Raw genomic sequence first — 13716 nt, 5'->3', positions numbered from 1 at the left:
GGGACAGTTAACAATTAATGGACTTTTAAAGAGCGAGTAAAGAGTGGGGACAGTTAACAATTAATAGACTTTTAAAATTTTAAATATCAAAAAGTTGTTAACTGTCCCCAACTAAAGGGGGAAATTATAATGAAGAAAAAACTTGGCAGTTTATTAATAGCGTTTACTTTTATTATGTCTTTAGGGCTCACTGGATGTAGTAGTGAGAAAAAAGTTGAGACAAAAGATAGCGTGAAAAAGGAAATAACTGTAGGATTTATATATGTTGGACCAGTAGGCGATGAGGGTTGGACTTATTCTCATGATGTGGCAAGAAAAGAGATTGAAAAACAGCTAGGAGTAAAGACGCTGTTTAAAGAATCAGTAAAAGAGGATTTAGCAGAAGTAGATAAGGTATGCGAAGAAATGATTAATCAAGGAGCTAATGTTATCGTAGGAACAAGCTTTGGATTTATGGATGGAATGGAAGCATCAGCAGCTAAACATCCTGATGTTAAATATCTCCATGCATCTGGGTACAAAACTTCAGAAAATATGTCAAATTATTTTGGACGTATGTATCAAGCAAGATATCTTTCAGGTATTGTTGCTGGGATGAAGACAAAAACTAATAAAATAGGATATGTAGCAGCACATCCAATTCCAGAAGTAATAAGAGGAATAAATGCTTTTGCTCTAGGAGTACAATCTGTTAAACCAGAAGCAATAGTAAAGGTAAAATGGACTAATACTTGGTATGACCCAGCTAGAGAAAAAGAAGCAGGAAAAGCACTAATTGCAGAAGGGGTAGATGTAATTACTCAGCATCAGGATACCGCAGGCCCATTACAAGCGGCAGAAGAAGCTGGAATATCCGCTATTGGATATAATACTGATATGCAAGCTAAAGCACCTAAAGCATATATGACATCACCAGTTTGGAATTGGACACCATATTATGTGGAGCAAATAAAAGCTATTAAAGCAGGTACATGGAAATCGGGAAGTTATTGGAAGGGCCTCGAGTCTGGAATTGTTTCTCTTGCACCACTAACCGCAAATGCACCAACTGGAGCAAAAGATGCTGTAGAAAAAGCTAAGGCAACTATTTTGAGTGGTAAAAATAAAATATTTGAAGGTCCACTAAAGGATCAAAGTGGAGCGGTTAAAGTTGCACAGGGCAAAGTAATGACAGATGAGGAATTACTTCAATTTAATTGGTTTGTAAAAGGTGTAGAAGGAAAAATAGAAAAATAATAGAAAATCTAGAGTATTGGAGAATTTAAATATGGATAAAATGCCTTATGTATTTATAGAAAATATTAGTAAGACCTTCGGAAAAGTAGTAGCTAATGTGAATATGAATTTAACGGTGAATGGTGGAGAAATCCATGCACTTTTAGGTGAAAATGGGGCAGGTAAAAGCACTCTCATGAACATGTTATCCGGGGTATATACTCCGGATAGCGGTTCTATTTTTATTCACGGGAAAAATATGAATTTCACTTGCCCAAAGGATGCTATTAAAGCCGGAGTAGGAATGATTTATCAACATTTTAAACTAGTTGAGGAAATGACAGCTAAGCAAAATATATTACTAGGTCAAAATAGTGGAATATTTTTTAAGGACAAGTTAGAAATTAAAAAAATCAATGATATATGTGAAAAATTTCAGTTGGAGATAGATATAAATAAATATGTTAGAGATATGGCAGTAGGAGAGAGGCAAAATCTTGAAATATTGAAGGTGCTTTATAGAGGTGCTGACATTTTAGTATTAGATGAGCCTACTACAGTGTTTACACAAAGTGAAACAGCCAAATTATTTAAAATAATGAACAAGATGAAAGAGCAAGGCTGTGCAATTATATTTATAAGTCATAAAATGGATGAAGTAATGGAGATCTGTGACAAGATTACTGTTTTAAGAAAAGGTGAAGCTGTAAAAACAGTAGAAAAGGAAGAAACCACTCCAAAAGAGTTAACAGAACTCATGATGGGGCGCAAGGCAGATTTATCTATAAATCGTGTGGATAGAGAGCCAGGAGAAATATTATTACAAGTAAAAAATTTGAAAGTTTTAAATGCTGAAAAGGCTGAAATAATTAAAAATATGAGTTTCAGCTTAAGAGAAGGTGAAATTCTTGGTGTGGCTGGGATCGCGGGTAGTGGACAAAAGGAATTATGTGAAGCTATTGCAGGAATTGAGATGGCCTCAGGGGGTGAAATATTTCTTGAAGGGGAGAATCTGGTAGGAAAATCTCCTAGAGATATTATTAATAAAGGTATAAGCATGAGTTTTATACCAGAGGATAGATTAGGCATGGGCCTAGTTGCATCTATGGACATGGTGGATAACCTTTTACTAAAGGATTACCATAAACAAAAGGGACTATTTATAAATAGAAAACCAGTTATCGAAAAGGCTAAGAAAATGGTGGACAAGTTTGAAATTAAAACTCCAGACATATATCACCCAATAAAATATTTATCTGGTGGAAATATTCAAAAAATATTAGTGGGAAGAGAATTAAGCATGTATCCGAAAATTCTTATTATGGCATATGCCGTAAGAGGGCTGGATATTAACACCTGTTATACGATTTACGACCTAATAAGCCAAGAAAAGAAAAAAGGAACAGCTGTATTATTTATTGGAGAAGATTTGGATGTACTAATTCAATTATGCGATAGGATTATGGTAATTTGTCATGGTGAGGTAACTGGCATTGCTTCCGCAGCTGATGCTTCAAGAGAAAAAATTGGCATGATGATGGTGGGAAAAACAGTTGAGGAGGGGATATAGATGATGCACATTGTTAAAAGAGCTGAAATAAGTAAAACTGATAATTTTAAAATTAGATGCATTGCAATCCTCCTATCCCTTTTGGTACTAGGTATGTTTTTGCTCCTAATTAAACTTAATCCTATAGAAGTATATGCGGCTATTATAAAGGGTAGTCTGGGTTCTTCTTATAGTATTAAGCAAACACTTATTAAGGCAATACCACTGATTATAACTTCACTTGGAATATCTATAGCCTTCAAAATGCAATTCTGGAATATTGGTGGAGAAGGACAAATGGTAATGGGCGCTTTTGCTGCTACCTTTTTTGCTTTAAAATTTCCTCATATGAATAAATTACCACTATTACTTCTAATGTTTTGCGCAGGGATTTTAGGTGGGGGCTTATGGGCATTAATTGCAGCCTTGCTTAAAGGGAAATGGAAAACTAATGAAACAATTGTAACCTTAATGCTAAACTACATAGCCTTAAAATTTATCACTTATTTGCAATATGGACCTTGGAAGGATAAAAGAGCAATGGGGTTCCCTAAAATACCTAATTTCTCTCCAAATGCAACGCTTCCAGAGGTTTTTGGAATACATATGGGATGGATAATCGCAATTATACTTGTTATTTTAGTTTATATTTTTATGAAATATACTAAAAAGGGCTATGAAATTGCAGTACTAGGAGAAAGTGAAAAAACAGCCATATATGCAGGCATTAAAATTAGAAAAACCATGTACATAGCTATATTTTTAAGCGGCGCCTTATGTGGAATAGCCGGTGTAATTCAAGCCTCAGCAGTAAGCAGAACTTTGACTGCAGATGTTGCAGGTGGAGCTGGATTTACAGCTATAATTATAGCTTGGCTATCAGCACTCAGTGCACCTATTATAGTATTAGTATCTATACTTTTTGCAGCACTTTTAGAGGGAGCTTCATTTATTCAAACAGCCTTTGGAATACCTCAAGCTGCGGCACAACTAATACAAGCTGTTATACTGTTTTTCGTATTAGGCAGCGAATTCTTCACGAGATATAAGATAAATTTTCAAAAACAGAAAATGAAGGTTAAAATCGATAGCGGACAAATTAAAGAAACCGGACAAACTAAAGCTGGAAAAAGGGAGGAAAATAAAAATGAATAGTATAACAACATTTTTAGCCGCTGCAGTTGTAGCTGGTACACCTCTACTTTTTGCTACCTTAGGTGAAATATTAACTGAAAAAGTAGGAAACCTTAATTTAGGTGTAGAAGGTATGATGCTTATGGGCTCTGTCGTTGGATTTATGGCAGGATTAAGCACAGGGAGTCCAATTATAGCCATGTTAGCCGCAGCAATTGCAGGAGCCTTTGGCGCACTAATTTATGCATTCTTAACTATAACACTAAGAGCAAATCAAGTTGTATGTGGGCTTACACTAACTATATTTGGAACAGGGTTTTCCAGTATGGTAGGTAAACAATTGATTGGGAAAGTTACCCCAGAAAAAATTAAAATGTTTTTTATTCCTAAAAGAATTCCCATAATAGGACATATACCTTTTATAGGAGATATATTTTTTAATCAAGATGTGTTTGTATATCTTGGATATATTATAACTCTACTTTTATTTATATATTTATATAAAACAGCTAAGGGATTAAACACCATGGCAGTGGGGGAAAACCCAGCAGCCGCTGACGCAGCTAGTATAAATGTTAATTTATATAAGTATGTTAATACATTAATAGGAGGAGCTCTTTGCGGGCTTGGAGGAGCATATCTATCTCTTGTCTATGTGCCAGCATGGCAGGAAAACGTAACAGCAGGCAGAGGGTGGATAGCAGTTGCCTTAGTTATTTTTGCAACTTGGAGACCTCATAGAGCACTTATAGGGGCATACCTCTTTGGAGGGCTTGATATATTAGGCTTTAGACTTCAGGGCTTACCTAATTTTGCAGTATCTCAATATCTTATTGATTTATTGCCTTATGTAGTTACAATAATTATTTTAGTAATTGTTTCCATGAAGAAATCTAGCAAAAATTCACCTCCGGCGGGACTTTCTAATGCTTATTTTAGGGAAGAAAGATAAGGAAAAGACGGGGACTGTTAACAACAAATGCATTTTTAGAATCATGGGAGCAGAGGGACGGTTAACAACTATTAATTTATAGGGACAGTTAACAATTAATGTACTTTTTAGTAAAAATAGTTTGAATAGTTGTTAACCGTCCCCAATATTTTGTGAACAATTTCAAACAACTTTGTATTTTATGATTTTTTTGTGTATAATGGATAGTGTGATATTTAAATGGTAACAATGATAATGAAATCAGATAAACAAAATTGGTTTTGTGGTCATTTTATGAAATCATCAAAATAAGCAGGATTTGAATGAGTATATAGATTTAGATATTAAACTATATAAGTAGTTCGAGGATAGTTTTAATAATAATTATTTAATAGAAGGAGTGTATTATATGACAACAGAAAATTTAACAACAGATAATATAACAGAAGAAAATAACGAAGAAGTAACAATGAATGACGTAATGGGCAGTATCGAGGAATCTATGGTTCCAATTAGCAGTGAGGATAATGTTGAAGAAATATGGGGTAAATTACAAGAGATTTTAGATCAAGATAAAACTTTAGAAATAACAATTAATGAAATAGTAAAAGGTGGAGCTACTGCCGATGTTGAAGGAATTAGAGCATTTATACCTGCTTCACAAATGTCAAATGCTTATATAGAAAATTTACAAGATTTCAAAGGAAAAACTATGGAAGTTAAAATAATAGAGCTTGAGAAAGAAAGCAAAAAGTTAGTTCTATCTAGAAAAGCGATTGAAAAAGAAGAAAACGAAGCTAAGGGAAACTTAGTATGGGATGAGCTTAAAAAAGGCGATATGAGAAAAGGCGTTGTAACAAGACTTGCTAAATTTGGTGCTTTTGTTGATTTAGGTGGCGTTGATGGACTTATTCACATATCAGAATTATCATGGAAAAGAGTTCAAGATCCAGCAGAGGTAGTATCAGTTGGACAGGAATTAGAAGTTCGTATATTAGACCTTGATAGAGAAAAAGGAAGAATATCTCTAGGACTTAAAGCAGCAGCAGGGAATCCTTGGAATAATATATCAAGCATATATAAAACTAATGATATAGTAGAGGGAACTGTAGTAAGAATAATGGAATTTGGTGCTTTTGTTCAACTACCTTCAGGTATAGATGGACTTGTTCATTTATCAGAAATATCAGAAGATCGTATAGAAAAGGTTTCTGATGTATTAAAGGTTGGAGATGTTGTAAAAGTTAAAATTGGTGATATCAATGAAAAAGATAGAAGAATAAGTTTAAGTATAAAAGAAGCAGCAGATAAAAGTTATGGTGATCTTTCAAAATATAATGGGGAAGAGCAAGGCTTAACTCTAGGAGATATATTAAAAGATAAATTTAAGGATTTTAAATTCGAATAAAAATTATATATTCTAGTAAAGACTATGAGGCAAAACAACTAATAATTGTTTTGCCTCATAATCTATAAGGAGGGTAAAAATTTGTTTCAGTGTGAAGTTTGTGGAAAGCCAGCAGATAAACATCATATAGTTTATAAAAGTCAAGGTGGTATTGAATTTCCACTTAACTTTAGATACCTTTGCGCGCTTCATCATAGAGGAAACACTGGACCTCACAAAAATAGAATACTAGATTTAAAATATAAGCTCAATATGCAGAGAAAACTTGAAAATATTTTAATAAAGGAAGTTTATCTCATTGAGGAATTAGAACCTTTGCTTAATATAAATAAGGGTATGATTAAAAGACTTTTTAAGGACTGTAAGTTAAATGATAAAGGCTTTAATAGAGCGGATATTATTTTTAGGCTTATGGGAAGAATAAAATATGATGAGAAAATGCTATACGACGCAAAGACTTAACAAAAAAATGTGAATATATATATGTAAATTATAAAAACAAAAACTATGGAAGGTATAAATGCCTTTCATAGTTTTTGTTATTTTATATAAAAATGCAATTATTTATGGTGGATTACACTAACCCTTATTTAATATTGCACTTATTATATAAAGAGAGTTTCCTAATTCATTGTGAGGAGCCTGTTTTAATTCCACGTTATAGCCTAGCTCAATGGCTGAGTTATATAAATGATTAAGCCCTATGCCCATATCTATACGGTTCATGTCTTTAAGCATCTTTTTGGTTAACATATTTCTGTTTTCTAAATATAAGTCAAATTTATTATTGTTTATTGATAATTTCCAAGGCTGAGAGTTAACCGCAGAGGGAGCATCAATAAATGCTTGTATTATAGGTTCATATTGATTTTCATAAGTACCATTAATTACTTTGCTTTTATCTAACCTTTTCCTACTTTCCACTAGCTTCAATTGCTCAGTGGGATATCCAAGAGCGATTAAAATTATATAACTCTGTTTATCTTGTACTTTGACTATAGTTTTAAATAGTTCTTGCTTTATGGCACTTCCGAGCCAACAAGTTCCGATTCCAAGCTGTGTTAGCTTAAGAACTATGTCCTCACCAATGAAACCTATGTTCTCTAAATGACCTTCTGCGATTTCTGAAGTAAAAGCTAGATAATGGGGAGATTCAACTTTTGTATATTTAGCCATAAGGCCCTTAAAGGTAGCATGGATTTTTTCTCCATCTTCAATTAGGAATGATTCCATAGGTATATGGGAAAATAGTGGCGTTGCATTCTTTATAATATTTTTAATTTTTTGTAAATCTTCTGGGGATAAACTCGCGTCTTTATAATTTCTTATAGATTTTCTTGAATTTATAGCTTGGATCATAATAATTACCTCCATTTTATTTTCATTTAGATTCATATGCGATAATATGTGTTTAAATTTATGGTTTTAATCCTCCTAGCTAAAAGTTTACACGGTAGGATAAGACAATAATTCTAATAACAAACAGTATACAACGAAGTGGGAATAACTTGCAATAATTGTCTTTGTATAATTGATAAATAAATTATAAATATCTTTCATAAATAATTATATAATTGGTAAAACTGTATAGGTGGATACTTAATTTTTTAATCTATTTAATATGCTTAGGTATCTACAATAAAAAACACATGTTTTATGCGTTTAATTAATTAAGAGAGGTAGTGTGATTATGGGTAAAAGAGAAAACTCAACTCATATGATTAGTAGAGTAGTTAAGGACAATAGTGGAGAAATAACAGCTTATGAATTTGAAAATGGAGAAATAGTTTCAAAAGAGCAAGCGGTCATTTTGGCTAAGCAAGGTAATATCGGTGGAGTTTCTATATCAACGTCGAAAAAAGGTGAAGAATTCTTAAGAAGTTTACCTGATGGAGATAAATCCAATAATTTAGACAGTTTGCCAGTTATAGACGATAACGAAATCTATTAAAAAGCAGGGACATTAGGTTGTCCCTGCTTTTTAAGTTTAGTGGGGACGTTAACAAGTAAATTTAATTTAGGTTAATTTAGTGGGGACAGTTAACAACTAATTAAACTAATAAACACTCTTTAGGGTTTATGTGTTAAAATTATAAGGTAGACTTTGATCAGAACAGGGGGAATAATCAGATGAAAATTCTAAAAAACACATTGCAGAATATTGAACCAGCAAATAAAGATGCTATGAAAAAGGCCTGGGATAGGCTTGATAGTCTAACAAAACCTATAGGAAGTCTTGGTGAAATAGAAAATATTATAGCCAAGATGGCAGGTATTACTGGAGAGATACATAATGTGATTAATAAAAAGAATGTGGTTATAATGTGTGGAGATAATGGAGTTGTGGAAGAGGGAGTGTCTAATTGCCCTAAAAGTGTAACGGCTACAGTTACTAATAATTTCACTAAAGAAATTACCGGCGTATATGTTTTATCAAAATTTGCTGGAAGTGACATTACAGTTGTAGATGTAGGAGTTGATGCGGACTTTAATAATCCTAAAATTATAAATAGAAAAATTGCATACGGCACCATGAATATGATGGAAGGGCCCGCAATGACCAGAGAACAAACAATAAAAGCTATAGAAGTTGGCATAGAAACAATTGATGATTTGGCATCCAAAGGCTACGATTTGTTCGGCACAGGGGAAATGGGTGTAGGAAATACTGCCACAAGTGCAGCAATTCTAAGTGTTTTTTCAGGCCTAGAGGTAGATATGGCAGTAGGTAAAGGCTCGGGAATTACGGAGGAGCAATTTATTAATAAAAAAAGAGTAATTAAGAAGGCTATTGAGGTAAATAAACCAGATAAAAATGATGTTATTGATGTACTTTCAAAAGTTGGAGGATTCGATATTGCGGGACTATGTGGTTGCTTCCTATCAGCAGCGAAGAATAGAGTACCTATTGTTATTGATGGGTTTATAGCATCAGCAGCTGCACTTTGTGCTTATAAATTAAATCCCTTAGTGAAGGAATATATATTTGCATCTCACTTATCTGCTGAACCGGGAGCAGCATTTATAATGAAGGAAATAGGACTTGCACCTATGCTAAATTTGAATATGAGACTCGGAGAAGGCTCAGGGTGCCCTCTTGCTTTTAATATAATTGAAGCGGCGCTGTTCACAATGAATAATATGGGAACATTTGAAGAGGCAACTCTGGATAGCAAAAAGTACATAGATATAAGGGATAATACCGTAGGGTAAGATTTAGGTGATAAACTATGAATATTTATTTGCTAAGGCATGGTCAGACGGAAGAAAATAGAAGAGGTTCTTATTATGGTAATTTGGATATAGGCCTAAATGCAATTGGCATAATTCAAGGAAATAAAGCTAAAATTTTCTTTAATGATATAAAATTAGATAGGGTATATGTTAGTGAAAAAAAAAGAACCACAGAAATGGCAAATTTAGTTTTAGGACAAGCGGAAATCCAGATTATACAGGATAATAGAATAAATGAGACTAACTTTGGAGATTTTGAAGGGAAGACCTACGAGGAAATTAAGACGCTCTATCCTAAGGAAAGTGTCTGTTGGCAAAATAATTGGATGGAATTTGTACCTCCTAGGGGTGAAAGCTATATTGAGTTATGTGAAAGAGTTAAGCACTTTATGGAGGACATTAAAAAGTTAGAATGTGACGATATTTTAATTTGTACTCATTCTGGAGTCATAAGAGCTATATATTGTTATGTTATGAATGAGAATATAGATTTATTTTGGAAATTTGGTTGTAAAAATGGTGACATAAGCGTTATAAAATATGAATATGGTAATTTATATATTGATGCCATTAATCATAATGCATAATGCAAAATGCATAATTAGGAAAGAGGTGAAGTTTGCAAGGGTAAGTCTTTGCAAGCAAATAAAATGAAAGAATATTTAAATGATTTTTTACTGTTTTTTCAGTTTTTTACACGTGTACCTATAAATAAAAATTTGAAATGTGAAAAAGAAAACTTTAGACGCGGATCTATATTTTTTCCTGTGGTAGGATTGTTTATTGGACTTGTCCAGTGGGTAGTTTATTATATATTAATAAAAGTGCTGCCAATAAATATTACAGCAGTATTTGTAGTTATTATACCAATAATTATTACTGGTGGATTACATGTAGATGGACTAGGAGACACATGCGATGGGTTCTTTTCCTTGAAAGGTGACAAAGATAAAATAATAGAGGTTATGAAGGACAGCAGAGTAGGTACGTATGCAAGTATTGCTATAGTATTTGATATGTTAGCAAGATATGCAGCGGTGTGCACTATAATAGCAATAAATTCACCACTTATTTTAATTGCTACGCCAATAATTGCAAGATTTACCGTGGTGTTTTTATCTTTTATTGGAAAAAATGCTAAAGAAAAGGGCTCAGGTAATATATTTATTGGAAATATTGATTTGAAAAGGTTAGCAATTACAGCTATTACAACCATCGCATTTGGGACTTTATTAATAGGCATTAATAAAAGCGGTATATTAATAGCTTCAGGGCTTGTTTTAAGTTTCTTGTTTAATAAGTTTTGTGAAAGCAAAATTACTGGACTTACAGGAGATAGTTTAGGTGCTAATAATGAATTAGTTGAAATTCTAACTATGATTTTGTTTGTGGCTATGAGTTAAGTAGGCATAAGAGAGAGAGCTTGGGGACGGTTAACATTTAATTAAACTTAAGTAGTGGACGGTTAATTAATAATTAATTAAACTTTATTTTGGTACAAGAATTTTATGAAGGCTTGTACCTTTTAATTGTTTAATAATATTTTCAGCACTTATTTTCATTATTTCTATAGTGTATCTTAATAAGATACTGTATTTTATAAGCTTGTCTTAATTTATTTAATTAAAAATAGTTATATATCTATCTTTTATTTTTTTAAAATTACAATAAAGTATTAAAATTAATTAGTGAACATAGTATTTAATAAATTCCTGAAGGATATTTTCGTATTTTTTGTCAGATCCAATTAATTCTATACCAATAGTGCTTAATTTTGATACTCTAGCCGGTGTAATGTTTCCAAGAACGACGGATATATCGCTGGAGTTTAAATTGCAGATACTCCTCATTAAAACAACGGTTAATGCTCTTGCTTCTACAAGTTTTCTACTGTATTTCATATGAAGTTGAAACTTTGATATATCCATCTTTGTTGCTATAAATTCCATTATATCTTCAGACTTAAAGTTTCTTACAAGTAATTTTCTTTCACTGATATACTTTGTTTTTTCATGTTTAAATTCAAATTCTTCTTTTAATTTTTCGTCGTTGCATCCAAAGACAAGGCTATAATAATGTTTCCTTGCAAAATCAAGATTATTTCCAAAAAAGCCAATGACAAATCCGAAATCAACTAAGTTGAAATGATCCCGTGTTTTTCCAATATATATTCCTAAACTAGAATATGCATATTTTTCAGGGCAATCTTTAAATTCACCTATATCTGTAGGATTATTATGTATATATAGCGATACAGTTCTCAAATATCTATCATTATCAACTATTTTGCTTTTGAATCTGTCTTTAAAAAGGTGGCCCTCCCGTTTATATTTCTTATTAAAGTACATTGCATAAGAAAAATTTATTCCATGCATGACTTTGGATATGTCCGCGCCATTAGCATAAATTAATAGATGTGAGTGGTTATCCATAAGACAGTACCCGTAAATTTTAACATGATAGAGATCTTTGTATTTCTTTACAAGGGATAAATACTTTTCCTTATCCTCATCATCTCTGAATAAATCTACCTCGCTGATACTTTTGCACATAATATGAAATATAGCGTCATCTGCTTTTAATCTTGCCTTTCTTGCCATAAAAATCACCACTCCAAACAATTTTTTTTATATTATTGCCTTTGTTTGGTGAAGATAATCATAGTTTAAAAAGTTATTAACTGTCCCCAAACATTTAGTTCAAAAAGTTGTTAGCTGTCCCCAGCTGTTTTCCCTCCAATATTGACAGCAGAACATAATTATAATAAACTATAGCTAAAATAGAATAGAATTTTAGGTGCCTTTTAATAGGTGAAAAGGGAATGCGGTTTAAATCCGCAGCAGCCCCCGCTACTGTAATTGAGGATAACTCTTCAAAAGCCAGGAGACCTGCCTAAATGATTTTAACAAAGATTTCGGAGGGAAATAGCTTTTTAATATAGTTAATTTAATTGTGAATTAATTAAAAAGTAGTCGCTATCTTAAGCTTACTACTTTTTTTGTGCTCTAAAAAAGTAGTATATGAAAGGAGCTGGGGGACTTCTGGAAAATTGTAAATAGGAAGGACGGTATTTAATGATACATGGTGGAGATGTTTATACTGATGGATTACTTCAGGGAAGAGAATTAATAGATTATAGTTCTAATATAAATCCATTAGGGGTTCCTAAAAGCTTCATTGATAATATTAATGAGGGAATAGATGCATTAACAAGATATCCAGATATTCAATATAGGGGTGTTTTAAAAGGTTTAAAAGAATACATTGATTGCTCGGAAGAGTATTTTGTTTTAGGCAATGGGGCTGCAGAAATAATTGATTTAGTTATAGCTTGTCATAAAAGCTTACTGATTGTTGTGCCTTCTTTTGTAGAGTATGAAATTGATGCTAAAAAATGGGGTTGTAATATAGAGTATTCATACTTAAAAGAGGAGAGTATTTATAAGGATTCATTAAAGAGTGAATATGCTCAGCTTTCCTATGATTATGAAGATATCTTAAATAAATTACAAAAGGTAGAAGCCTTAGTTTTAGGTAATCCCAATAATCCTAATGGCAATATCATTGATAGAGGGGAGTTTCAAAAAATCCTTGAATATTGTGAAAGTAACAATAAAGTAATAATAATAGATGAGGCTTTTATTGAATTTACGGGAGATTCGGAGCATAGTTTTGTAGAAGAAGTTAAAAAGTACAAGTGCTTATTTATAATAAGAGCTTTAACCAAATTTTTTGCAATGCCTGGTATAAGGTTTGGATATGGAATAAGTAGTAATGCTACTTTAATAAAAAATATTAAAGAAAAACAAAACCCTTGGAACATAAATTGCTTTGCAGAAGTTGCAGCACGCCATGTGTTAAAGGATAGTGTATACATTGAAAAAAGCAGAGAGTGGATAAGCGAGGAAAGACCTAGGTTCCTAAAAGAATTGAAAAGTATTTACTTTATAGAAAAAGTATTTTTAACCTATGGAAATTATGTACTTTGCAAGTTAAAAGGACTAGCCTTTGAAAGTGGACTTGCCTTTGAAAAAGGAATAGACTCAGAGGAATTATACAAGATTTGCCTAGATCAAGGCTTTGTCATAAGAAAAGCAGGCAATTTCAGAGGACTTGATAAACAGTATATAAGGCTAGCTATTAAGGATAGGATTAGTAATGAAAAACTGATAGCAATGCTAGAAAGTTTGAGAGAGAAAGTTTAATTAGGTGGGGACAGGTAATAATTAAAAAACATTGGGGACA

At 32.4% G+C, this 13716-nt stretch carries 13 protein-coding genes and 1 riboswitch; of the genes, 11 read left to right on the top strand and 2 right to left on the bottom strand.

What is annotated here, in order from left to right; translation table 11 throughout:
• Positions 1 to 129 precede the first annotated feature (129 nt).
• The 6 genes from G9F72_RS21715 (at position 130) to G9F72_RS21690 (ending at position 6699) form a co-directional block, all read left to right on the top strand.
• Positions 130 to 1236, top strand: coding sequence for a BMP family ABC transporter substrate-binding protein (locus G9F72_RS21715; RefSeq protein WP_164958234.1), 1107 nt, complete (start codon positions 130 to 132; stop codon positions 1234 to 1236).
• A gap of 31 nt (positions 1237 to 1267) precedes the next feature.
• Complete coding sequence (locus G9F72_RS21710) at positions 1268 to 2785, top strand: ABC transporter ATP-binding protein (RefSeq protein WP_164958235.1); 1518 nt, start codon at positions 1268 to 1270, stop codon at positions 2783 to 2785.
• Positions 2786 to 3919, top strand: a complete 1134-nt coding sequence (locus G9F72_RS21705) for an ABC transporter permease (RefSeq protein ID WP_164958236.1) — start codon at positions 2786 to 2788, stop codon at positions 3917 to 3919.
• Entirely contained in the window at positions 3912 to 4850 is a 939-nt protein-coding gene (locus tag G9F72_RS21700; RefSeq protein ID WP_164958237.1) for an ABC transporter permease, read from the top strand. The genes G9F72_RS21705 and G9F72_RS21700 overlap by 8 nt, the downstream gene beginning before the upstream one ends.
• A gap of 388 nt (positions 4851 to 5238) precedes the next feature.
• Positions 5239 to 6237 (top strand): 30S ribosomal protein S1, encoded by a 999-nt coding sequence (gene rpsA / locus G9F72_RS21695; protein ID WP_224676212.1) that lies wholly within the window; start codon positions 5239 to 5241, stop codon positions 6235 to 6237.
• 81 nt (positions 6238 to 6318) lie between these two features.
• Positions 6319 to 6699, top strand: a complete 381-nt coding sequence (locus tag G9F72_RS21690; protein ID WP_164958238.1) for an HNH endonuclease — start codon at positions 6319 to 6321, stop codon at positions 6697 to 6699.
• 117 nt (positions 6700 to 6816) lie between these two features.
• On the opposite strand, the gene G9F72_RS21685 is transcribed toward G9F72_RS21690, so the two are convergent.
• Positions 6817 to 7596 carry a nitroreductase family protein gene (locus G9F72_RS21685; protein WP_164958239.1) on the bottom strand — a complete coding sequence of 260 codons (780 nt, stop codon included), beginning with the start codon at positions 7594 to 7596 and terminating at the stop codon, positions 6817 to 6819.
• Positions 7597 to 7927: 331 nt separating this feature from the next.
• On the opposite strand from G9F72_RS21685, the gene G9F72_RS21680 reads away from it, so the two are divergent.
• The 4 genes from G9F72_RS21680 (at position 7928) to cobS (ending at position 10874) form a co-directional block, all read left to right on the top strand.
• Positions 7928 to 8188, top strand: coding sequence for a DUF3892 domain-containing protein (locus G9F72_RS21680; RefSeq protein WP_164958240.1), 261 nt, complete (start codon positions 7928 to 7930; stop codon positions 8186 to 8188).
• Positions 8189 to 8367: 179 nt separating this feature from the next.
• Complete coding sequence (gene cobT / locus G9F72_RS21675) at positions 8368 to 9450, top strand: nicotinate-nucleotide--dimethylbenzimidazole phosphoribosyltransferase (RefSeq protein ID WP_164958241.1); 1083 nt, start codon at positions 8368 to 8370, stop codon at positions 9448 to 9450.
• 17 nt (positions 9451 to 9467) lie between these two features.
• Complete coding sequence (gene cobC / locus G9F72_RS21670) at positions 9468 to 10058, top strand: alpha-ribazole phosphatase (RefSeq protein ID WP_164958242.1); 591 nt, start codon at positions 9468 to 9470, stop codon at positions 10056 to 10058.
• A 63-nt stretch (positions 10059 to 10121) separates the two neighbouring features.
• Positions 10122 to 10874, top strand: a complete 753-nt coding sequence (gene cobS, locus G9F72_RS21665; RefSeq protein ID WP_164958316.1) for an adenosylcobinamide-GDP ribazoletransferase — start codon at positions 10122 to 10124, stop codon at positions 10872 to 10874.
• Between the two features lie 282 nt (positions 10875 to 11156).
• Here the strand turns inward: cobS and G9F72_RS21660 are convergent, their stop codons facing one another.
• Positions 11157 to 12071 (bottom strand): transposase, encoded by a 915-nt coding sequence (locus tag G9F72_RS21660; protein WP_164958243.1) that lies wholly within the window; start codon positions 12069 to 12071, stop codon positions 11157 to 11159.
• 177 nt (positions 12072 to 12248) lie between these two features.
• Positions 12249 to 12382, top strand: a riboswitch (cobalamin riboswitch).
• 163 nt (positions 12383 to 12545) lie between these two features.
• Between G9F72_RS21660 and G9F72_RS21655 the strand changes: the two genes are divergently transcribed.
• Positions 12546 to 13676 (top strand): pyridoxal phosphate-dependent aminotransferase, encoded by a 1131-nt coding sequence (locus tag G9F72_RS21655; protein ID WP_164958244.1) that lies wholly within the window; start codon positions 12546 to 12548, stop codon positions 13674 to 13676.
• The last annotated feature ends 40 nt before the right edge of the window (positions 13677 to 13716 follow it).

This window comes from Clostridium estertheticum, assembly GCF_011065935.2.
Lineage (GTDB): Bacteria > Bacillota > Clostridia > Clostridiales > Clostridiaceae > Clostridium_AD > Clostridium_AD estertheticum_A.
The sequence above is the reverse complement of the archived record's forward strand: the minus strand, read 5'-3'. Positions and strand labels throughout refer to the sequence as shown.